Raw genomic sequence first — 21360 nt, 5'->3', positions numbered from 1 at the left:
CTGCTACTCCTCAAGCGGGTTCGAGCCGGCACAGCGACGCCTTCGATTCCTGCATGAAGGTCACGACATCGTAGCCGTAGGTCATGGCGGTATTGGCGGCTTCGCCGGTGACATAGGGAACCGTCCCGGACGGATAGCGGTCGGTAATGCTCTCTCCCATCCACATGCCCGCGAAATGGAAGGGCAGAAAGACCGTGCCCTCGTCCACTCGGTTGGTGACCAGCGCGGCGACCCGGATGCGGGCGCCTTCGGGCGTCGCGACCCAGACCTGGCCGCCGTCCGAGATGCCGGCCCGCGCCGCGTCTGCTTGATTGATCTCGGCGAACATCTCCTGCTGGAATTCGGCAAGCCATTTGTTCGCCCGCGTTTCGTCGCCGCCGCCCTCGAATTCCACAAGGCGCCCGCTGGTCAGCACCAGCGGGAACTCCTGGCTGTAGTCATTTTTCTGAATCGACCAATAGGCTGTCGGCAGCCGAAAATCGGTGCGGTCCTCGTAGGTCCTGTATTTCGGGATGAGGTCGCGGCGCGGCGTATACAGCGGCTCCCGGTGGACGGGAATCGCGTCGGGGAAATTCCATGCGATCGCCCGCGCCTTGCCGTTGCCGAAGGGAGCCAGGCCATTGGCGATCGCCACCCGCTGAAGCCCGCCGGACAGATCGGTCTTCCAGTTGGTGCGCAGGATCTTGTCGCGCAGCGGCTCCGTCTTCGAAAGCTCCTTCTTGTCATTTGCGCCGGCCTGCTTCTTCGAGCCCGTGTCGCCCTTCTCATTTTTCTTATGAGCGAGATAGGCGGCAATCGCCTGCTGAGCCTTGTCCGACATATCGGGAAACTGCTTGCGCACATTCCGCGCTTCGACCGCTGGGTCCACGTCCGATGATGTCGGCTCATCCATTTGGCTTAGCATTTGCCGGGCATCCGCGTCGCTCATCTCCAGCAGCGAGGGATGGTAGTTGCCCATTGCTGTGGCGACGATGACGAGCTGCTCGCGCGGCGTGAGCAGCTCGAGATATCCAAGCTGCTCGAGCACCGCGGCGGTGATCTCGGGATAGCCGTCTTGGATCGGCGACCCCTTAGGATAGCTGTCCTCGGCGAGAAGGTTCTGGCCGTCGTGCTCGACGCCCCACCGCGCCCGGAACGGCAGCCCGCCCTCCGCAATGGTCTTCGATTGGTCATAGAGGATGGGCGTGCCCGGATGCTTCATTTCCGGCGTGCCCCAGCACGGCCACGGAAGGCCGTAATATTCGCCCTTCACCGGCCCGCTCATGCCCATCAGCGTCGTGGGATGGAAAAGATGCTGGTATTGCATATGCAGTTTCAACCGCTCCGGGCTCTGCCCGCTATAGCCGACAGACCACATGCCGCGGTTGATTTCGCGAAGGATGTCTTCCGCCACTGGCACGCCGTCCTCGACGCCGATGTGCTTCAGCAACTGCTCGGAGAAACCAAGCTTCTCGGCGAACAGCCGCGCGATCTCGTAGTCGGTCTTTGCCTCGAATAGCGGCTCCACGATCTTTTCACGCCACTGCAGCGACCGGCTCGAATTGGTGACCGAACCGGCGCATTCCATCGTCGTGGCGGCGGGCAGAAGATAGACGCCGTCGGTCCGCTCACCCATTACCGCCGAGGCGGTTGGCACTGGATCGACGATCACCAGAAGATCGAGCTTCTCCAGGCCTTTTTTCAGATCGGGCCCGCGGGTCTGGGAGTTCGGCGCGTGACCCCAAAAGATCATGGCACTAAGGGGGTGCGGCTGCTCGATGTTGTCGGCTGGCTCGAGCACGCCGTCAAACCAGCGCGAGACGGGCATGCCCTTCTGTTCCATCAGCTCCTTGGAAGCGAAGCGGTCCCGCAGCCATTCGTAGTCGAGGTCCCAGACCCGGGTCCAATGTTTCCATGCGTCCTCGCTGAGGCCGTAATAGCCGGGCAGATCGTCGCAGGCGACGCCGAGGTCGGTTGCGCCCTGGACGTTGTCGTGCCCGCGAAAAATGTTCGCGCCCCCGCCGGGCTTGCCGATATTGCCGAGAGCCAACTGGAAGATCGAGGCAGCGCGCGTCTTGCTGCTGCCGATCGTCGACTGGGTCAGTCCCATGCACCAGACCAGGGTTCCCGGACGATTCTGCGCGACGATCTCCGCCACACGCCGGATCTGGTTTTCCGGAATGCCGGTGATGTTGGTCACGACATCAAGGGGATAGTTCGCCACCTCTTTGCGGATGTCATCAAACCCGAACACCCGCTGGTTGATGTACTCCTCATCCTCCCATCCCTGCTCAAGAATGTAGTTCAGCACTCCCCACAGAAACGCGACATCGGTTCCCGGGCGGATGCGCACATACTCGTCGGCATGCGCGGCGGTTCGGGTAAAGCGGGGGTCGACAACGATGAATTTGGCGCCGTTCTCCTTGGCCCGCAGCAGGTGCTGCATGGAGACGGGATGCGCCTCCGCAGGATTGCCGCCGAGAAGGAAGATCGATTTGGAATTGTGGATGTCGTTGAAGGTGTTGGTCATGGCGCCGTAACCATAGGTATTGGCGACGCCGGCGACCGTGGTCGAGTGACAGATACGAGCCTGATGATCGGTGTTGTTCGAGCCCCAAAGAGCGGCGAACTTGCGATACAGATAGGCCATCTCGTTGGAAAATTTGGCCGACCCGAGCCAGTAGACCGAATCCGGTCCCTTCTTCTCCCGAATTTCGAGCAATCGGTCGCCAATCTCGTCGATCGCCTGTTCCCAACTGATCCGAACCCATTTGCCGTTCTCCAGCTTGGTCGGGTATTTCAGCCTTCGCTCGCCGATTGCGAGTTCGCGGGTTGCCGCGCCTTTCGCACAGTGGGTACCGAGATTGATGGGGCTTTCGAAGGCGGGTTCCTGCCCGATCCAGACGCCGTTCTGGACCTCCGCCCAGATGGAGCAGCCTACCGAGCAAAACGGACAAATGGTTTTCTTGACCTGCGTATCCGCGGGGCCGCGGGCGACTTTTTCAGTTTGCGCGCGGACCATGCCGCTTCCCATCGCGCTGGCTCCGGCGAGGCCGGCCACGGCCAGCCCCGAATTGCGCAGAAAGCTGCGGCGGGAAACCGTCGCGGCGTCGGAACGGACCGTGGAAGCACGGTGCGCGCTGGCGACTGAAGTTTTTTTCCGTAGCAAGGCAACGATCCCTGTCTTGATGTCTCAGAAGCGGGAAAGCTCGTAAAACCGACGGATATGGGCGTTCTCCCGATATCCCTCTTCGCCCCCGTCGCTAAGAGGCTCCTCAGCCCCCGCGTCGCCACCGACAACGAGAGCGCCCACCACCAAGCCGCTCCCGGAAATCCCGCGTAAAAAGGCGCGGCGGCTTCGCGACACCGCGGCAGCGCCGCGCTTCGGATTGTCCGGAAGATTGTCCATCGTAACCTCCACTCTGACCCACTCGGTTCGTGCGGACATATCGCTCCAGATTCGCATGTCTAGATTAGCGTTATGTAATATGCTCGCTCCACCCCGACATGCCGCGATTTACGCGATGTTTGCGTTCAATTCGCGGGCAGGTCGGCGACGCAAAGTCGCCTGAAACGGTGGGGCAATCGGGATGGGGAAGCCAATGTTGGCTGGCAGCCAAGCTAATCTAACTCACTGAAAGAAATGGTGGGCGCGACAGGGATTGAACCTGTGACCCCCTCGGTGTGAACGAGGTGCTCTCCCGCTGAGCTACGCGCCCCGCCTGGGCGACCGTAGCCGCCGGGAAGGTGCGGCGATATAGAGCCGTCGGGTCCTGCTCGTCAACATCCCGCGTGGGGACGGCGCCAGGATTTAGGCTACGTGAGTGGGCGAGCCGATCAGACGGCCGGCGAGCGCTGCGTCCAGGTTCGCGTAATCGTCGAGAATGAAGCTTGCCCGGGCGCGGGCCTTCGCATCCGGCGCATAGCCGAAATCCACAAGGATCGATGGGATGCCAGCCGCGGCGGCCGCGTCGATATCGGTCGACGTGTCGCCGATCATGATCGACGCGTCGCAGCGTCCGCCGGCCCGTTCGATCGTCCCGATCAGATGCGAGGGGTCGGGCTTGCGCCGGGCAAAGGTATCGGATCCGCAAATCGCCGCGAAACGGTCGGCGAGGGCGATTTCGGACAAGAGCAACTGCGCGAGGCGCTCGTATTTGTTGGTACAGATGGCGAGCTTGAAGCCGGATTCCGCCAGCCGGTCCATCGCTGCGACGGCGCCGGGAAACGGCACCGAGGTGACGGCGATGTTCGCCTCGTAATGCGCCAGGAACCGGGCGGTCTGCTCTTTCAGTTCCTCATCAGCAAGAGGACGGCCGTCGCGTCGATAGGCTTCGTGCAGCATGATGCGGGCGCCGTGTCCGGCATAGGGACGGATCATGTCGAGGGACATCGTCGGCATCCGGGCTGCCGCAAGACAATGGTTGAGGCTCGCGGCGAGGTCCGGCGCGGTATCGACCAGCGTTCCGTCGAGATCGAAGACAGCGACTTTCGCCATGAATGAATGACTCCTCATGCCCTTCCGGTCGCAACGTTTCCATCGTCGGCCACGCGGACCCTTCGCCCGACGCGCTTCGGCGGTCAACTGGCTGCGCGGGGGCCGGTTGATCGACAGCCGAGTCGATAAAGGCTAGAGGAGCCACCTGATCAAGGAGGAACCTAGGGCTGATGACGGAACCGGCGAAACTGAAGGCCATGGTGGGCGAGGCAGCTCTCGGCTATGTCGAGGATGGCATGCGCCTGGGCATCGGCACGGGATCGACGGCCGAAGCCTTCGTCCGGGTTCTCGCCGATCGTGTGCATGCCGGACTTGACGTGATCGGCGTCACGACATCGGACCGCACGGAAGCGCTTTGCCGTGAACTCGGGGTTCCGACCGCAACTCTGGAGACCGTGCCGCAACTCGATTTGACCATCGACGGCGCCGATGAAGTCGACGGCCAATTGCGGCTCATCAAGGGCGGCGGCGGGGCACTGTTGCGCGAGAAGATCGTTGCGGCCGCCTCCGACCGGATGCTGGTGATCGCCGACGCTTCCAAGAAAGTCGAAACACTCGGCGCCTTTCCGCTGCCGATCGAAATCAACGGCTTCGGAATGATGGCAACCTATCTCGCCATCCAGAAGGCCGCGGCCAGCCTCGGGCTCGAGGGCGACATGATCCTTCGGCGGCGCGGCGCGGATCCCTTCATCACGGACAGTGGGCATTTGATTCTCGACGCATCTTTTGGCCGCATTCCCGATCCAGAAGCGCTCTCGCAGGCGCTGCACCAGGTTCCTGGTGTCGTCGAGCACGGCCTCTTCATCGGTTTGGCGAGCGAGGCGATCCTTGCGTCCGAACGCGGGATCGAGACCCTGACCGCGTAAGCCGTCTCGCCATGCGGCCGGCGGCCGCCCTTGCCAGAACGCATCGAAATCCAATACTCAAGCGCCAGATGCGGCAGCCGGATCGGCGCGCGAGAGAAATCGAACGGAGACATAGGTTTCATGATCTTCAGCGAATTGACGCGCCGGACCCGCCTGATGGTCGCGGCTGTGGTCTTGATGCTGCCGGCAACGGCGCTTGCACAGGACATCTCGGACTCGCACCTCGCCGCCGCCCGCGCGGCGCTCGAGGCAATTGCCGCGACGGACCAGTTCGACAATATCCTTCTCAACGCCGCGACGCAGATCAAGTCCGAATTGATCGGCAACAATCCCGACCGCCAGACCGAGATATCCGACATGGTGGACGAAAGGGCACTGGCGCTCGCGCCGCGGCGCGGCGATCTCGAGAACGAGGTCGCGCGCGTCTATGCCAAGCTGTTCACCGAGGAGGAATTGCAGCAGATCGCTCAGTTCTACAACTCGGAAGCCGGCAAGAAGCTGTTGGCGCAAGGGCCTGCGGCGACACGCGAAATGGTCGGCGCCGCCGAGGTCTGGAGCAATGGCATCGTGCGGGATCTGCGCGAGAGCGCGATCGAGGGCATACGCCAGATCGCCCCGACGGCGAATGCGGCTCCGGCCGCAGCGGGTGCGGATGCTGCGACCCCGGCCCAGTAAGAGAGCAGCGCCCTTCGAGGGCTTCACGAAAACGGCAACCGGCCGATGATGCGAAAAGGGTGGTCATTCGGCCGCCCTTTTTGCTAACGGCAATGCTGGACGGGGCCGCGGCCGACCGAATCTTTTCTCGCGCCGGCTGGTGACACTCGATCCGGCAATGGTTGCAACAGACGGAATTCTCCCGTGACCCAGACATCATATGACTACGACCTCTTCGTCATTGGCGGTGGCTCGGGCGGCGTTCGCGCCGCGCGCCTTGCCGCTCAGATGGGACATCGGGTGGCCGTCGCCGAATATGACGATCTCGGTGGAACCTGCGTCAATCGCGGCTGTGTGCCGAAGAAGCTGATGGTCTATGCTGGCGAATACGCCGAACATTTCGAAGACGCCGCCGGCTATGGCTGGACGATTGGCGAGACTTCTTTCGACTGGAACGTGCTGAAGCGGAACCGCGATGCCGAGGTTCGCCGCCTCAATGGCATCTACCAGGCCAACCTGGAAAAGGCCGGCGTTGAAATTCTCCGCGACACTGCCGTGTTCGACGATGCCCACACGATTCGCCTGGTCAATGCGGATCGCACGGTCACCGCCGACAAGGTGTTGATCGCCGTCGGCGGTTACCCCAATCCGCATGATGCACTGGAGGGGCACGAACTCTGCATCACTTCGGATGCGGCCTTCGATCTCGCCGAATTGCCCAAAAAGATCATTATCGCCGGCGGCGGCTATATCGCCATCGAGTTTGCCTGCATTTTCAACGCCCTCGGCGTCGAGGTCACGGTGCTCTACCGGGGCCTGGAAATTCTGCAGCACTTCGACATGGATGTCCGCCGCCTGTTGCACGCCGAGCTTGAGAACAAGGGCATCAAGATCATCACCAAGACGGTCTTCGAAAAGGTGGAACGCAATGACGACGGCGGGCTTCGCGCCGCCTTGTCGGATGGGTCCTTCTGGGAGGGCGACCAGATCATGCTGGCTCTCGGGCGCTTGCCGAGCACGGAGAAGCTCGGCCTCGACAAGGCGGGCGTGCAAATGGATAGAAAAGGCTGCGTCCTTGTCGATGAGCACCTGAAGACCAGCGCCGACAATGTCTACGCGCTCGGCGACGTGATCGGCCGGGTTCCGCTGACGCCAGTGGCGATCCACGAGGCGATGTGCTTCATCGAAACTGTCTTCAAGGACAATCCGACGCAGCCGGACTACGTCAATATCCCCACGGCCGTCTTTTCGCATCCGCAGATCGCGACGGTCGGCATGTCGGAAGACGAGGCGGAAAAGAACCTCGAGAATTTCGACGTCTACAAGACGATCTTCCGGCCGATGCGGAACATCCTGGCCGGCCGGCCCGACCGGATGCTCATCAAGCTCGTCGTGAACGCGGACGACGACACCGTGGTCGGGGCCCATATTCTGGGGCCGGAGGCAGGCGAAACGGCGCAGTTGATCGGCATCGCCATCAAGGCATGTGTGAAGAAGTCTCAGTTCGACGCGACCATGGCCGTGCATCCGACAGCAGCCGAGGAACTGGTGACGATGTACGAGCCGAACTACCGGATCCGCAGGGGCGAAAAGGTCGCCGCCTGATCCGCCGCGATGACCCGGTAGAGCCGTTTCAATGGACATCCACGACGATCATCCGGACCTTCCGCGCCTCGCAGCCGAGGGGCGTATTGTCGCCTATTTTGGCTATGGGTCATTGGTCAACCGGCGCACCTTGCGCACCAAGTTTCTCGGCATTCGCCGTGCCCGCGTCGAGGGCTGGCGGAGGTTCTGGCTACCGCGCGAGGCGAGCGCCGCGATGGCGCTGCTATCGGTCCATCCATCCGACACCCATGCGGTCGAAGGCGTGGTGGTCTACGATCTCGCCGACCATCTGCCATCGGTGGACGAACGCGAAGCCGGCTACAGTCGCCGTATCGTCGATCTCGCTCGCCTTCAAATCGAGACGCCGCCGGTCACCGGCGTGCCGCTCTATATCTACGAGGCGCATCGCGGCGCGGCCGATGCCAGCGATATGCAGGCGGCTATCCTGCAGAGCTATCTCGACGCGGTCATGCAAGGGTTCCGTACGCTCTACGGTGCCGCCGGATTGCGGCGTTTCGTCAATGAGACGCATGGCTTCGAGACAGCCATACTGCGCGATCGGGCAGCGCCGCGTTATCCGCGAGCGGTCAGTCTGGACCGGCATGAGGCGGATCTTTTTGACCGCCTCGTGGTCGATCGCGGCGCGCGCTTCGTCGATCCGGATTGAAGCCACCCCGAGACTGGCGCTGTGCAAAGGATGACAAAGCGGCGTAGAAATGTTTAAACGCCGCCGGCGTGTCGAGGCGAGCGAGCCTGACAGCCGCGATTTCGGATCACGACGAGACAAGAGACGACCGGGAGATGCCCGGTCAGGAGACATGGTTATGGCGAAGGACTGGACACCATCGAGCTGGCGCTCAATGCCCATCGAGCAGGTGCCGGACTATCCGGACCCGATGGCGCTGGCGGAAACCGAAAAGCGTCTGGCGAGCTTTCCGCCGTTGGTTTTTGCAGGTGAGGCCCGCAAGCTGACACGCGCCCTCGGCGAGGTTGCCGAAGGCCGGGCCTTCCTGCTGCAGGGCGGCGACTGCGCCGAGAGCTTCGCCGAACACGGTGCCGACAACATCCGCGATTTCTTCCGCGCCTTCCTGCAGATGGCGGTGGTGCTGACGTTTGCCGCGGCGCAGCCGGTGGTCAAGATCGGACGCATCGGGGGCCAGTTCGCCAAGCCGCGCTCCTCCGGCAGCGAGACCAAGGACGGCAAGACGCTTCCCTCCTATCGCGGCGACATCATCAACGGCATCGATTTCGACGAGGCCTCGCGCATACCGAACCCGGAGCGGCAGGTGATGGCCTACCGCCAGTCGGCCGCGACGATGAACCTGCTCAGAGCCTTTGCGCAGGGCGGCTATGCCAATCTCGACAATGTCCACCAGTGGATGCTCGGCTTCGTTGCCGGCAGCCCCGAGGCGGAGCGTTATCGCCAGCTCGCGGACCGGATCTCCGAGACGATGAATTTCATGCGCGCGATCGGTATCGACGCGGAGAGCCATCCTTCGCTGCGCGAGACCGATTTTTTCACCAGCCACGAAGCGCTGTTGCTTGGCTATGAGGAGGCGTTCACGCGCGTCGATTCGACCTCCGGCGACTGGTACGCGACCTCCGGTCACATGATCTGGATCGGCGACCGCACCCGCCAGGAAGATCATGCGCATGTCGAATATTGCCGGGGGATCAAGAACCCGGTCGGCCTGAAATGCGGCCCCTCGATGGAAGCCGATGGATTGCTGCGGCTGATCGACAAGCTGAATCCGGAGAACAAGGCAGGCCGGCTGACGCTGATCACGCGTTTCGGCCATGAGAAGGTCGAGGCGCATCTGCCGAAGCTGATCCGCGCCGTCGAGAAAGAGGGACGCAAGGTGGTCTGGTCATGCGATCCGATGCATGGCAACACCATAACGCTCAACCATTACAAGACGCGGCCGTTCGACCGGATTCTCGCCGAGGTGCAAGGGTTCTTCGACGTCCACCGGGCCGAGGGAACCCATGCCGGCGGCATCCATATCGAGATGACCGGCAAGGACGTGACCGAATGCACCGGCGGCGCGCGGCCGGTTTTGGCCGAGGATCTTTCGGACCGCTACCACACCCATTGCGATCCGCGACTGAATGCCAATCAGGCGCTGGAACTCGCGTTCCTGGTCGCCGAGCTTCTCAAGAAGGATCAGGCCGCTAACGCGCCAAAGCAGGCAGCGAATTTCTAACGCGCAGCCGGAGACTGGGGCTCAGGAGTTGGTGATGCCGACGGGTGAGACAATTCGTACCGGACGCTGTCTCTGTGGCGGCGTCCGGTTCGAGACCCGGGGATCGGTCAGACCGGTCATCTTCTGTCATTGCGATCAATGCCGCCGGCAATCCGGTCTCCATTATGCCGCGACAAGCGTCACTGACGACCAACTGGCGGTCATCGGCGAGACGCTCGCCTGGTACCGGTCGTCGCCCGAAGCGCGGCGCGGCTTTTGCTCCACCTGCGGCACGCTGCTGTTTTGGAAGCACGACGGCCTCGACCAGACCTCGATCCTGGCCGGGGCGTTCGACCAGCCGAGCCGCCTCGTCCCATCGCATCATATCTTCACGGCCAGCAAGGCCGATTTCTACGACATCGGCGACGGGCTGGAGCAATTTCCCGAACGCGATGGCCGAACGGTGGTCGGCTCCCTTAGAGCCGGTGAGAACGACCGCGAACGGTAAACGCTGCGTCGGCTTTCAGGTGGCTAACGGTACCGCCGGAGCAGCATTAGCTTCGCGGTGATCAACGGAGTTGCCTGATGGCGTCTTTTCCCAGCCTCTTCATTTCCCACGGATCGCCCGATATCGCGATTGCCGAGACCGAGGATGCACGGTTTCTGCGCACCCTGGCTGCGGACCTGCCGCGCCCCAGGGCGATCGTCGTCGCCAGCGCGCATTTCGAAGCAGAGAACGGGGTTCTCGTGTCAGGCGATGAACGGCCGGAGACGATTTACGATTTTGGCGGTTTCGATCGGCGCCTCTATGAGATGCGCTATGCGGCCCCGGGCGATCCGGCGCTCGCCAGTCGCATCGTAAAGGCACTCACGGATGATGACTTCGCGGCGGAGGCCGCGACCGGACGCGGCTTCGATCACGGCACCTGGGTGCCGCTGATCCTCGCTTATCCGGATGCGGATATCCCCGTCGTGCAAGTCTCGGTCGATCCGACGCAAGAACCCGCACATCACCTCGCGCTCGGAGCGGCGCTGGAGCCGCTTCGTGATGAGGACATTCTGATCATCGGGTCGGGCTCGTTCACCCACAATCTGCGCGAGGCGTTCGCGCGGATGCAGCAAAGCGAGCGGCAGGCCGAAACGCCGGCCTGGGTTGCCGATTTCGCCGACTGGATGAGCGAGCGCGTCGTCGCAGGCGACCGCGAGGCCCTTACCGATTATCGGGCGAGGGCACCTTTTGCGGTTGAGAATCATCCGACCGACGAACATCTGATGCCGCTATACGTGGCGATCGGTGCGGGTGGAGCGGATGCGACCGCCAGGAAGCTGCATGGCAGCCGCGATTTCGGCGTGCTCTCCATGGAGGCCTTTGCCTTCGCCTGAGGAGACTACGGCAAAGCGGAAGGGAATGGGGGCAATCGCCTGTCCGATGGACCAGAGTGTTTTCGATCTCGATACCCGCACCGGACTGCCGGCGGATTTGCGCGACTTGCTGGATCGCTATCCACGCGAGATATGGACGGGGCATCAAAATCTCGGCGCAACGGCGCGCTTCTGGCTGCAGCGGCACGACATGTTCCGCGAGCTTGGCGCCGCTCTTCAAGGGGCGTTGTCCCAGCAGCGCGAGGGCACGGTCGCGATGGGCCCCTTTCGGCAGTGGTTCGCGCCGCGGCTGCAGTTCTTCCTCACCCAGCTGGAAGACCACCACGGGATCGAGGATCAGCATTATTTTCCGGTGTTTCAGCGCGCGGAACACAAGCTCGCTCACGGATTCGAATTGCTCGAGGCCGATCACGATGTGATTCACCAGGACCTTCTGGCCACGGCTGAGACGGCCAATCGTTTCCTGGCGATTGAGATCGGCCCCGGCGGGCCCCGTGACGACGCGCGCAGGGCCTCAGACGCTTATGCCGATGCCAGCGAGCGGTTGTTGAACCGCCTGGTGCGGCATCTCGCCGACGAGGAGGATCTGATCATTCCTCTGATTCTCGACCGTGGAGAGGCCGCGATCGGGATTTGAGCGGACGGAAAGCGTCGAACCAAGCTGCGGTGATCGAACCCGATTATCGCAGGTCGGGATCGGTGGGACGACGCTTCGAGCCGGGCGCCAATCGCTCACCGCGCCGGTTCCGCGCGCGTCGCATGAAAACCGGACCCCACTGGCGCCATGCGAACCAGCCGGCAAGCGCCACCGCGATGACGATCAGCACGATTCCGACGCCACGTTCCATTACTTGGAGATGTGCGAAGACCGAGCCGATCGAGTAGCCGAAGACGTAGCCGACCGTCGTGAAGATGCCGGCCCAGAGCGCCGCGCCGAACAGGTTGAGCAGGACGAAGCGCGTGATCGAGATCCGCGACAGGCCGAGGGCGATGAGACCTGGCATTCGTAAGCCGTAGATATACCGATTCACGATGACGAAATAGGCCTGGTAGCGCTCGACCAATTCGAGCGCCTTGGCGAATTTCCGCCGGCTGCGCCACCGCGCCACCCAACGGTGATTCGATGAAAAACGAGCGAACAGGAAGACCGAGAGATCGCCGACGAAAGAACCGGCGAAGGCCAGCGCGATCATCATCTCGAACGGATAGGATCCGCGATAGGCCAGAAAGCCGCCGATGATCGCGAAGACCTCGCCCTCGAAGAAGGTTCCGGCCAGGACGATGATCGGTCCGAACTGTCCGATGAGGCTCAGGATTTCGTACACAGCGGCTCCGCGCGTCAGGAGTGCGACGGCCTAGGCGCGATCGAACGTCCCGTCGCAGTTCGACGTGGCGCGCTTGTCGCAGAGTTTTACGGCGCAAGAAAGTGGCTTTCGGGGGAAGGCGGCATTCTCAATCCCCAGCTTCGCTCCTACGCCTCCGCCGCTTCACGAAAAATCCGCCCAAATGCCCCGCCGTCAGTACCAGCGCGATACCCGCCAGCACAAAACCTTGGTGCCGCGCGAACAGGCGCCGCAGAACCGTTTCGGCCGCGAGGCCGAAAGTCCATCCCAACGAGACGAATAGCCCGGTCCAAACTGCCGCCGACAGGGCATTGAGCATACAGAACAAGGGCAACCCGATGGACGATGCCGCTCAAGTCGGCGGGCTCCCGAGAGTGCTGTTCGAAACGCTGCTGCCTGCGCCTTCCAACCGGGCCAGCCGGTCGGTGATGCGAACCAGCGTCTCGGCGATCTGCTTCAGCTCGGCATCGCGTATCGCGTCGAATTTGTCATGCAGCGCGAGGATTTCGATCTCCGCCTTGAGGTTCACTTCGTAATTGTGGCTCGCATCCAGCCGGTCCCGCGCCGCCGCCCGGTTTTGCGACATCATGATGATCGGCGCCTGAATGGCAGCGAGCATGGACAGGATCAGGTTGAGGAAGATGAACGGATAGGGGTCGAAGGATTGGCGCGTCAGAAGCACTGTGTTGACGATGACCCACAGCACCAGGAAACCCAGGAAGCTGAGGATAAAGCTCCAGGAACCTCCTATTTCGGCGATGCGGTCGGACAGCCGCTCGCCGACAGTCGACTGCGCCTTGAAATGGGCGTTGACATCGCGGGCGATGGTCGTGCCCTGCCGTGCGCTTTCCAGAATCCGCCGTTCGATGGGCAGCAACAGGTCGGCTGACCGGCCGAACCATCGCGTGGCCGCATTGCGGTGATTGCTGATCGGCATGGCTCTCCTCCTTGGCGAGTTTGGGACGAACGGGCTCGCGCCCTCCGACGCGGCTTGTTATGAGGCCGGTTGACGGTTTCGGATATGCCATTCGTCCGTTTGCATGATTTCGCAAGGGAGCCGGGCAAGGCCGTGAAAGCTATCGACGACCATTTGAAGCTGGCCATCGCCCAGTTGAACCCCACCGTTGGCGATGTGGCGGGCAATCTCGCGATGGCCCGCAATGCCAGGGCCGCGGCGGCGGCCGAGGGCGCCGACCTGATCCTTTTCACAGAGCTCTTCATCGCCGGCTATCCGCCCGAGGATCTCGTACTCAAGCCGGCTTTCATCGAAGCCTGTTTGGAAGCAGTCGAGGCGCTGGCGAGAGATACGGCGGATGGCGGCCCCGGCGTGGTGATCGGGTGTCCGCTGCGCACCGGGGAGGGGCTGTTCAACGCCGTGGCCGTCCTCGATCAAGGTCGCGTCGTCACCTGGCGCTCCAAGGTGGATCTGCCGAACTATGGCGAGTTCGACGAAAAGCGGGTGTTTCAGGCTGGCGATATGCCGGGCCCGGTGAATTTTCGTGGCCTCAGGCTTGGCATTCCAGTGTGCGAGGACATCTGGGGCGACCTCGGCGTCGGCGAGACGCTGGCCGAATCGGGCGCCGAGATCTTGATGGTGCCGAATGGTTCGCCGTTTTACCGCGGCAAGATGGACGTTCGGCATCAGGTAGCATTGCGCCAGGTGATCGAGACCGACCTCCCGCTGGTCTATGCCAACCAGGTCGGCGGACAGGACGATCTCGTCTTCGACGGCGGTTCCTTCGCCTTCAACGGTGATCGGAGCCTCGCTTTCCAGCTGCCGAGGCTGGAATCCGGCGTTTACCTCACCGAATGGCAAAGAGGGGAGACGGGCTGGGCTTGCCAGAACGGCGAGACGGCGGCGATGCCGGACGCGGACGAGGCGGTATGGCGCGCCTGTGTGCTGGGCCTGCGCGATTATGTCGACAAGAACGGCTTCAAATCCGTCGTGCTTGGACTGTCCGGCGGCATCGATTCGGCGATCGTCGCGGCTCTCGCCGTCGATGCGCTGGGCGCGGAGCGCGTCCACTGTGTCATGCTGCCCTATCGCTACACGACCGAGACCAGCCTGGAGGATGCGGCGGCCTGTGCCGAGGCGCTCGGCGTGCGCTACGACATCGTGCCGATCGCCGATCCCGTGGAGGGATTCACCAGCGCATTGGCCGAGATGTTCGCCGGCCGGCCAGCCGACATCACCGAGGAAAATCTCCAAAGCCGCACGCGCGGAACCATCCTGATGGCGATCTCCAACAAGTTCGGCTCCATGGTCGTCACAACCGGCAACAAGAGCGAGATGAGCGTCGGCTACGCCACGCTCTACGGCGACATGAACGGCGGCTTCAATCCGATCAAGGATCTCTACAAGACCGAGGTGTTTCGCCTGGCACGCTGGCGCAACATGCACCGGCCGAAAGAATGTCTCGGGCCGGACGGCATCGTGATTCCCGAGCGAATCATCGACAAGCCGCCGTCGGCGGAGCTGCGCGAGGATCAGAAGGACGAGGATTCGCTGCCGCCCTACGAGGTCCTCGATGCGATCCTTCAGCATCTCGTCGAGCATGATGGCGGCGTCGACGAGCTGGTCGAGCGTGGCTTCGACCGGGACACCGTGCGCCACATCGAGCGGCTTCTCTACATCGCCGAATACAAGCGCCGGCAATCGGCGCCGGGGGTGAAGGTGACGCGCAAGAATTTTGGTCGCGACCGCCGCTATCCGATCACCAATCGCTTTCGGGATGGTGCGTGAGATGTTCGAGATCCCGCCGCTCGACACCATCGCAACCGCCACGCTTGCGGTCGGCGCGCTGTTTCTGCTGCGCTATTTCCTGGCGATGCGGCGGATCTGGAAGGTCGCCGGGCACCGGCCGAGCTTCCAGTTCGGCGATTATTTTCGGGTGATGAAGCGCGATGCGTTTGGGGCGGAGTTGGATCCCGAGCGGCGCTACGCCGCGCGGCAGCTCATTTTCGGCGTCGTCTTCATCGCCGCCGGGTTGCTGCTCTTCGGCTGGCTGCTGGCCACTGGCTCGCCGGTCGGCTTGGCCGTCTGATCCGCTTGGAGTTAGCCCCTAGAAGGGTGATATGGCAGGTGAAGGGATCGTTGCGGCAGGGGCCGCACCGCCCATGCCGACCGGACCATCCATGACCTTCCTCTCGTTCATCGGCCGCAATGGGCGTTGGCTCGGCGGCGGTTTCCTGCTCTGCTTCTTCTCGTCCTTCGGCCAGACATTCTTCATCGCGCTGTCGAATGGCGAGATCCGCCGTGAGTTCGACCTGACCAACGGCGAATTCGGCCTGATCTACATGATGGCGACGCTCGGCAGCGCGGCGACGCTGCCGTTTCTCGGCCGCCTCCTCGACAGGTTTCGGACCTGGCATGTGGCGGCGGGCACGATCACCGGTCTCGCCGCTGCCACACTGTTTCTGTCCTGGTCGTCGTCTGTGCCGTTTCTGCTGCTTTCGATCTACCTGTTGCGCCTGTTCGGGCAGGGTATGATGAGCCAGACGGCATTCACCGCCACCGGCCGGTGGTTCGTGGCCAATCGGGGCCGGGCGATATCGCTCGTCACCCCCGGGTTCCAGGCCGGCGAAGCGCTGTTGCCGCTTCTTTTCGTGATGAGCGCGGGAATGATCGGCTGGCGGGGCGCATGGGTGGCAAGCGCGATCGTCTTGCTGCTCGTGGCGCTGCCGGCCATCACGCTGCTGACCAATCGTGAGCGCGATCCGCTGTCGCTGGAGCCGGCCGGCGCGCCGCAATCGGACGTGCCCGACTGGACCGTCGCACAGGTTCTCCGGAGCCCGACCTTCTATCTTCTCGCGATGGGCGTCGTGGCGCCGTCCTTCATCGGCACGACGTTGTTCTTCCACCAGGTCTATCTGACCGAATTGCGCGGCTGGCCGCTGGAGCTGTTCGCCTCCGGCTTTGCGGTGATGTCGGCGACGACGGTGGTGTTCGCGCTCGTCTGCGGCTGGCTGATCGACCGCTTCTCTGCCGTGCGGCTGCTGCCGTTCTTCTTGATCCCGATGACCTTCGCCACCTTGGTCGCCGCCAATTTTACCGCCGAGGCCTCGATCTTCGTCTTCATGATGTTTCTCGGCATCTCCAACGGTTTCGCGGCGACGCTCTTCGGCGCCTTGTGGCCCGAGATCTATGGCGTGCGCCATCTCGGCGCGGTTCGCTCGCTGGTCCTCGCGGTCATGGTGTTCGGAAGCGCCCTCGGGCCGGGGCTGAGCGGCATCCTGATGGATCTCGGCGTTCCTTATCCACTCCTGATCAATCTCATGGCGGTCTTTTGTGCGGCGATCACGCTGGTTCTGACCGGCGTCTCTCGCCGGCTCCGCCGATTGCCAGCGACGTCCGGGTTCAGTAGGGCAGAGCGATGACCGTCATCGTTCGTTTCGCCCCGTCGCCCACCGGGCACCTCCATATCGGCAATCTGCGCACCGCGCTGTTCAACTGGCTGTTCGCCGAGAAGAATAGCGGACGTTTCGTCCTGCGCTTTGACGACACTGACGCAGAGCGGTCGCGCCGGGAATTCGCCGACATGATCGAGACCGATCTCGCCTGGATCGGGATCGCGCCGCATGCGGTTATCCGGCAGTCGGAGCGGCTCGACCATTATGCCGCCGCGGCCGCGCGGCTGAAGCAGGCCGGGCTTCTCTATCCCTGCTACGAGACCCCGGACGAGTTGGACCGCAAGCGCAAACGCTTGGCGGCGCGCAATCTGCCGCCGGTCTACGGCCGCGAGGCGTTGCGACTGTCGAACGCGGAGAAGCAGGTCTTCGAGGCGGAGGGGCGTCGTCCGCACTGGCGATTCCTGCTGCCGAACTTCGCCTCCGATCCGCACGCGCCGCAGCGCACCGACATCCACTGGGACGACCTCATTCGCGGCCCGCAGACGGTCGATCTCGGCTCGTTGTCCGACCCCGTCCTGATGCGCGGGGACGGCAGCTATCTCTACACGCTTCCCTCGATCGTCGACGACGGCGAAACGGGTGTCACCCATGTCATTCGCGGCGACGATCACGTCACCAACACCGGCGTCCAAATCGCCATCTTCCGTGCATTGGGCCTCGATGCGCCGGTCTTCGGCCACCACAATCTGCTGACCGCGATCGGCGGTGAGGGGCTATCGAAACGCACCGGCGCCCTGTCGCTCAAGTCGTTGCGCGAATCCGGCTACGAGCCGATGGCCGTCGCCTCGCTGGCGGTTCTGGTCGGTCTGTCCGGTTCGATCGAGCCGATGTCGGATCTCGCCGCCTTGGCCGAACGTTTGCGCTTCGAGGATGTCTCGCCATCCGCCTCGAAATTCGATCCCGGCGAACTCGACCGGCTGAATGGCGAGATCGTCCACGCGCTGCCTTACGCGGCTGTTGCCGACCGCCTCGCAGCCATGGGCGTGCCGGACGAGCGGGGCGAAATGTTCTGGCAGGCCGTGCGTGGCAATTGCGCAAAGCTGGCTGATTCCGCCGAATGGGCGCGCGTTGTTTTCGGCGATTTGGCCGACAAGCCGGACCTGTCCTACGACGACCAAGCCATTGTCGAAGCCGCACGGGAGCTTTTGCCGGAAGGCTACTTTGGCCCCGAGACCTGGCGCGAATGGACGGGCCGGGTGAAAGAGGCGACAGGGCGCAAGGGCAAGCCGCTGTTCATGCCGTTGCGGCTGGCACTTACCGGCCTCGACCATGGGCCGGAACTGGCCGCGCTGCTGCCACTTATCGGCAGGGAAAGAACCATCGCCCGCCTTTCCTGATCGGCCGTTCCCGCGTGCGTGGTCCTCAGCCGCCGCGCTGCACCGCCTCGGCCGTGGCGATCGCCGCCATGTTGACGATACCGCGCGAGGTGACGGACGGCGTCAGGACGTGAGCGGGCGAGGCGGCGCCGAGCAGGATCGGCCCAACATGCAGCGAATCGGTCATCGTCTTCACGACGTTGAGGGTGATATTCGCCGCGTCGAGACTGGGGAAGATCAGCAGGTTGGCTTCGCCCTTCAGGGTCGACTCGGGCATGATGCGCTGACGCGTCGCCTCGCTGAGCGCCGCGTCGCCGTGCATTTCGCCGTCGACTTCGATGTCCGGTGCCAGCCGCCGCAGAACCGCAACGGCCTGGCGCATTTTCCGCGTCGACTCAGTGTCGTCCGAACCGAAGTTCGAATGGGAAACGAGAGCTCCCTTCGGATCGATGCCGAAGCGCCGGATTTCGGCCGCCGCGAGCATCGTCATCTCCGCCAGATCCTCTGCTGACGGATCGCGCTGGACATAGGTATCGACGAAGAACTTCGTGCCCATCTGGGAGATGAGGATGCTCATCGCCGCGAATTTCCTGACGCCGTCTACGACGCCGAGGACCTGGCTGATGTCGCGGACGTGGTGCGGAAACCGGCCCTCCAGGCCGCAGAGCAGCGCATCGGCCTCGCCACGCGAGACGGCGACTGCGCCGATCACGGTCGTATTGGTGCGCACGATCGTGCGGGCGGTATCCGGATTGACGCCCTTGCGACCGACCTTGCCGAAATAATGATCGACATAGTCGCGGTAGCGCGGATCGTCTTCCGGATTGACCACCTCGAAATCCTCGCCCGGCCTGATGCGCAGCCCATAGCGCTCGAGGCGCGATGCGATCACGCTCGGTCGCCCGATCAGGATCGGCGCGCAGAGCTTTTCTTCAAGCAGAACCTGCGCGGCCCGCAGCACCCGCTCGTCCTCGCCATCGGAAAAGATCACCCGCTTGCCCGAATCCCTGGCGATCCGGAAGATCGGCTTCATGATCAGGCCGGAGCGGAAGACGAAGCGGTTCAGCCGGTCGACATAGGCCGGCATGTCGGTGATGGGCCGCGTGGCGACGCCGTCGGCCTCGGCGGCCTTGGCTACGGCCGGAGCGATCTTCAGGATCAGCCGGGGATCGAACGGCGCCGGGATCAGATAGTCGGGGCCGAACACCGGCGTATCCGAGCCGTAGGCCTTGGCGGCCACTTCCGAAACTTCCTCGCGCGCCAGCGAAGCGATCGCGTCGACGGCGGCGGTCTTCATGCCTTCGGTGATGGCGGTCGCCCCGCAGTCGAGCGCGCCGCGGAAGATATAGGGGAAGCAGAGAACGTTGTTGACCTGGTTGGGGAAATCCGACCGCCCGGTACAGATCATCGCGTCGGGCCGGACCTCTCTGGCGAGGCTTGGCATGATCTCCGGCGTCGGATTGGCGAGCGCCATGATCATCGGCTTGGCGGCCATCGTCTTCAGGTAGTCCGGCTTGAGCACACCGCCAGCCGAAAGGCCGAGGAAGACGTCGGCGCCCTCGATGACCTCCTCCAGCGTGCGCTTGTCGGTCTTCTTGGCGTAGACCGCCATCCAGCGGTCCATGCGCTTTTCGCGCCCCTCGTAGACAACGCCCTCGATGTCGGTGCAGGTGATGTTATCGCGCCTGGCGCCGAGTTCGACCAAGAGGTTGAGGCAGGCGATCGCCGCTGCACCGGCGCCGGAGGTGACGATCTTCGCGTCTTCCAGCTTCTTGCCGGCGAGCATCAAGCCGTTGCGGATCGCGGCGGCGACGATGATCGCCGTGCCGTGCTGATCGTCGTGAAAGACCGGAATCCCCATGCGCTCGCGCAGCCGCGCCTCGACCTCGAAGCACTCGGGTGCCTTGATGTCTTCCAGATTGATGCCGCCGAAGGTCGGCTCCAGCGCCGCGACGACATCGCAGATATGATCGATTTCCCTGGCATCGATCTCGATGTCGAAGACGTCGATGTCGGCGAATTTCTTGAACAGAACCGCCTTGCCCTCCATCACCGGCTTGGAGGCGAGGGGGCCGATATCGCCGAGCCCGAGCACGGCGGTGCCGTTGGAGACCACGGCGACGAGGTTGGCGCGGCCGGTATAGACGGCTGCGAGCGAGGGATCGCGCTCGATCTCGCGGCAGGGGGCGGCGACGCCGGGCGAATAGGCGAGAGCGAGATCGCGCTGGTTGCCAAGCGGTTTCGTCGCCTGGATCGCCAGTTTTCCGTGCTTGGGATAGCGATGATAGAACAGCGCCTGTTCGTCGAGATCGCCGGTCGCCGCCCGCTCGGCGCCGGATTCGGTTTCGGACATGATCTTCTCTCCCTCACAGCCGCCGGACGGTCCCCGGCACGATCTCGATCTTGCCCGACCGATGCTTCTTCTACCCGATCGCCCGCGCCCCGCAACCGGCTGATGGCGGCTGGCCGTGCGCGCGGGCAGACGCCAGCGGGTGCCCGTCACATGGATGCAATCAGAATCGGTCATTCCGGACGCAGGCAGACGGGGTATCCTACGCATGCACGGGACGGCAACCATGCACCAGCTGACCACGACACGTCATTTTCGGACGCTGTTTCTATCGGATGTCCATCTGGGCTCGAAGGCGGCGCAGGCCGAGATGCTGGTCGACTTCCTCCGGGTACACGACGCGGAAAAGATCTACCTCGTCGGCGACATCGTCGACGGATGGCGCCTGAAGCGCTCCTGGCATTGGCCCCAGTCGCACAACGACGTCGTGCAGAAACTCCTGCGCAAGGCGCGCAAGGGGGCGACGATCATCTATATCCCCGGCAATCACGATGAGATCCTGCGTGATTTTCCCGGTCAGCATTTCGGCGGCGTCGAGGTCAAGCTGACGGACATCCATACAATGGCTGACGGGCGCCAATTTCTCGTGATCCATGGTGACGAGTTCGATGTCGTCGTCTGTAACGCTCGTGTTCTCGCCTATCTTGGCGACTGGGCGTATGACGCCGCGATCGCCATTAATGTCGTATTCAACGTCGTCCGCCGCCGGTTGGGCTTCCCCTATTGGTCGATCTCGTCATGGGCGAAGCTCAAGGTGAAGAACGCCGTCAACT

19 protein-coding genes and 1 tRNA gene are annotated in these 21360 nt (G+C 63.3%); 13 read left to right on the top strand and 7 right to left on the bottom strand.

Annotated elements, in window-relative coordinates; genetic code table 11:
- Window positions 1-10: 10 nt before the first annotated feature.
- The 4 genes from VSX60_RS03995 to VSX60_RS03980 form a co-directional block, all read right to left on the bottom strand.
- Window positions 11-3148: a formate dehydrogenase subunit alpha gene (locus VSX60_RS03995; protein WP_327622863.1), complete on the bottom strand. Its 3138-nt coding sequence runs from the start codon at window positions 3146-3148 to the stop codon at window positions 11-13.
- Between the two features lie 24 nt (window positions 3149-3172).
- Window positions 3173-3388, bottom strand: coding sequence for a formate dehydrogenase (locus VSX60_RS03990; RefSeq protein WP_327622862.1), 216 nt, complete (start codon window positions 3386-3388; stop codon window positions 3173-3175).
- 235 nt (window positions 3389-3623) lie between these two features.
- Window positions 3624-3698, bottom strand: a tRNA-Val gene (locus VSX60_RS03985).
- Window positions 3699-3790: 92 nt separating this feature from the next.
- Window positions 3791-4477: an HAD-IA family hydrolase gene (locus VSX60_RS03980; protein WP_327622861.1), complete on the bottom strand. Its 687-nt coding sequence runs from the start codon at window positions 4475-4477 to the stop codon at window positions 3791-3793.
- 170 nt (window positions 4478-4647) lie between these two features.
- Between VSX60_RS03980 and rpiA the strand changes: the two genes are divergently transcribed.
- From rpiA to VSX60_RS03940, 8 genes are all read left to right on the top strand, one after another.
- A complete protein-coding gene (rpiA, locus tag VSX60_RS03975; RefSeq protein ID WP_327622860.1) occupies window positions 4648-5343 on the top strand; it encodes a ribose-5-phosphate isomerase RpiA in 696 nt (231 codons plus the stop codon).
- 120 nt (window positions 5344-5463) lie between these two features.
- Window positions 5464-6018: a DUF2059 domain-containing protein gene (locus VSX60_RS03970; RefSeq protein WP_327622859.1), complete on the top strand. Its 555-nt coding sequence runs from the start codon at window positions 5464-5466 to the stop codon at window positions 6016-6018.
- Window positions 6019-6201: 183 nt separating this feature from the next.
- The gene (gor, locus tag VSX60_RS03965) at window positions 6202-7602 is read left to right on the top strand and encodes a glutathione-disulfide reductase (protein ID WP_327622858.1); all 1401 of its coding nucleotides are present in this window, start codon (window positions 6202-6204) and stop codon (window positions 7600-7602) included.
- A gap of 31 nt (window positions 7603-7633) precedes the next feature.
- Entirely contained in the window at window positions 7634-8269 is a 636-nt protein-coding gene (locus VSX60_RS03960; RefSeq protein WP_327622857.1) for a gamma-glutamylcyclotransferase family protein, read from the top strand.
- A 157-nt stretch (window positions 8270-8426) separates the two neighbouring features.
- The gene (locus VSX60_RS03955) at window positions 8427-9806 is read left to right on the top strand and encodes a class II 3-deoxy-7-phosphoheptulonate synthase (protein ID WP_327622856.1); all 1380 of its coding nucleotides are present in this window, start codon (window positions 8427-8429) and stop codon (window positions 9804-9806) included.
- A gap of 34 nt (window positions 9807-9840) precedes the next feature.
- Window positions 9841-10293 (top strand): GFA family protein, encoded by a 453-nt coding sequence (locus tag VSX60_RS03950; protein WP_327622855.1) that lies wholly within the window; start codon window positions 9841-9843, stop codon window positions 10291-10293.
- A 77-nt stretch (window positions 10294-10370) separates the two neighbouring features.
- On the top strand, window positions 10371-11168 hold the full coding sequence (locus tag VSX60_RS03945) for a DODA-type extradiol aromatic ring-opening family dioxygenase (protein WP_327622854.1): 798 nt from the start codon (window positions 10371-10373) through the stop codon (window positions 11166-11168).
- Window positions 11169-11214: 46 nt separating this feature from the next.
- Window positions 11215-11805 carry a hemerythrin domain-containing protein gene (locus tag VSX60_RS03940; protein WP_327622853.1) on the top strand — a complete coding sequence of 197 codons (591 nt, stop codon included), beginning with the start codon at window positions 11215-11217 and terminating at the stop codon, window positions 11803-11805.
- Window positions 11806-11848: 43 nt separating this feature from the next.
- Here the strand turns inward: VSX60_RS03940 and VSX60_RS03935 are convergent, their stop codons facing one another.
- On the bottom strand, window positions 11849-12493 hold the full coding sequence (locus tag VSX60_RS03935; RefSeq protein WP_327622852.1) for a DedA family protein: 645 nt from the start codon (window positions 12491-12493) through the stop codon (window positions 11849-11851).
- A gap of 370 nt (window positions 12494-12863) precedes the next feature.
- Window positions 12864-13448, bottom strand: coding sequence for a DUF1003 domain-containing protein (locus VSX60_RS03930; protein ID WP_327622851.1), 585 nt, complete (start codon window positions 13446-13448; stop codon window positions 12864-12866).
- A gap of 84 nt (window positions 13449-13532) precedes the next feature.
- Here VSX60_RS03930 and VSX60_RS03925 point away from each other — a divergent pair, with 84 nt between their 5' ends.
- From VSX60_RS03925 to gltX, 4 genes are all read left to right on the top strand, one after another.
- Complete coding sequence (locus VSX60_RS03925) at window positions 13533-15254, top strand: NAD+ synthase (RefSeq protein WP_327622850.1); 1722 nt, start codon at window positions 13533-13535, stop codon at window positions 15252-15254.
- Window position 15255: 1 nt separating this feature from the next.
- Window positions 15256-15555 carry a hypothetical protein gene (locus VSX60_RS03920; RefSeq protein WP_327622849.1) on the top strand — a complete coding sequence of 100 codons (300 nt, stop codon included), beginning with the start codon at window positions 15256-15258 and terminating at the stop codon, window positions 15553-15555.
- 91 nt (window positions 15556-15646) lie between these two features.
- On the top strand, window positions 15647-16888 hold the full coding sequence (locus VSX60_RS03915; RefSeq protein ID WP_327622848.1) for an MFS transporter: 1242 nt from the start codon (window positions 15647-15649) through the stop codon (window positions 16886-16888).
- Entirely contained in the window at window positions 16885-18258 is a 1374-nt protein-coding gene (gene gltX, locus VSX60_RS03910) for a glutamate--tRNA ligase (protein WP_327622847.1), read from the top strand. Before VSX60_RS03915 ends, gltX begins: the two co-directional genes overlap by 4 nt.
- A gap of 25 nt (window positions 18259-18283) precedes the next feature.
- Here gltX and VSX60_RS03905 read toward each other — a convergent pair whose 3' ends face one another.
- Complete coding sequence (locus VSX60_RS03905) at window positions 18284-20590, bottom strand: NADP-dependent malic enzyme (protein ID WP_327622846.1); 2307 nt, start codon at window positions 20588-20590, stop codon at window positions 18284-18286.
- Window positions 20591-20813: 223 nt separating this feature from the next.
- Between VSX60_RS03905 and VSX60_RS03900 the strand changes: the two genes are divergently transcribed.
- Window positions 20814-21360: UDP-2,3-diacylglucosamine diphosphatase (locus tag VSX60_RS03900; protein ID WP_327622845.1), on the top strand; the 547-nt coding region annotated here is incomplete at its 3' end.

The sequence above is a fragment of the Aurantimonas sp. A3-2-R12 genome (assembly GCF_036016755.1).
GTDB classification, from domain to species: Bacteria; Pseudomonadota; Alphaproteobacteria; order Rhizobiales; family Rhizobiaceae; genus Aurantimonas; species Aurantimonas coralicida_A.
Note: the sequence above shows the minus strand (reverse complement) of the source record. Positions and strands in the feature narration are given on the sequence as shown.

What these genes read in the sequence shown, in the direction of transcription:
- VSX60_RS03930 (WP_327622851.1), bottom strand. Translation starts at nt 13,448, where the DNA reads ATGCCGATCAGCAATCACCGCAATGCGGCCACGCGATGGTTCGGCCGG.
- VSX60_RS03945 (WP_327622854.1), top strand. Translation starts at nt 10,371, where the DNA reads ATGGCGTCTTTTCCCAGCCTCTTCATTTCCCACGGATCGCCCGATATC.
- VSX60_RS03905 (WP_327622846.1), bottom strand. Translation starts at nt 20,590, where the DNA reads ATGTCCGAAACCGAATCCGGCGCCGAGCGGGCGGCGACCGGCGATCTC.
- VSX60_RS03970 (WP_327622859.1), top strand. Translation starts at nt 5,464, where the DNA reads ATGATCTTCAGCGAATTGACGCGCCGGACCCGCCTGATGGTCGCGGCT.
- VSX60_RS03940 (WP_327622853.1), top strand. Translation starts at nt 11,215, where the DNA reads ATGGACCAGAGTGTTTTCGATCTCGATACCCGCACCGGACTGCCGGCG.
- rpiA (WP_327622860.1), top strand. Translation starts at nt 4,648, where the DNA reads ATGACGGAACCGGCGAAACTGAAGGCCATGGTGGGCGAGGCAGCTCTC.
- gltX (WP_327622847.1), top strand. Translation starts at nt 16,885, where the DNA reads ATGACCGTCATCGTTCGTTTCGCCCCGTCGCCCACCGGGCACCTCCAT.
- VSX60_RS03920 (WP_327622849.1), top strand. Translation starts at nt 15,256, where the DNA reads ATGTTCGAGATCCCGCCGCTCGACACCATCGCAACCGCCACGCTTGCG.
- VSX60_RS03915 (WP_327622848.1), top strand. Translation starts at nt 15,647, where the DNA reads ATGACCTTCCTCTCGTTCATCGGCCGCAATGGGCGTTGGCTCGGCGGC.
- VSX60_RS03955 (WP_327622856.1), top strand. Translation starts at nt 8,427, where the DNA reads ATGGCGAAGGACTGGACACCATCGAGCTGGCGCTCAATGCCCATCGAG.
- VSX60_RS03950 (WP_327622855.1), top strand. Translation starts at nt 9,841, where the DNA reads ATGCCGACGGGTGAGACAATTCGTACCGGACGCTGTCTCTGTGGCGGC.
- VSX60_RS03980 (WP_327622861.1), bottom strand. Translation starts at nt 4,477, where the DNA reads ATGGCGAAAGTCGCTGTCTTCGATCTCGACGGAACGCTGGTCGATACC.
- VSX60_RS03925 (WP_327622850.1), top strand. Translation starts at nt 13,533, where the DNA reads ATGCCATTCGTCCGTTTGCATGATTTCGCAAGGGAGCCGGGCAAGGCC.
- VSX60_RS03960 (WP_327622857.1), top strand. Translation starts at nt 7,634, where the DNA reads ATGGACATCCACGACGATCATCCGGACCTTCCGCGCCTCGCAGCCGAG.
- VSX60_RS03990 (WP_327622862.1), bottom strand. Translation starts at nt 3,388, where the DNA reads ATGGACAATCTTCCGGACAATCCGAAGCGCGGCGCTGCCGCGGTGTCG.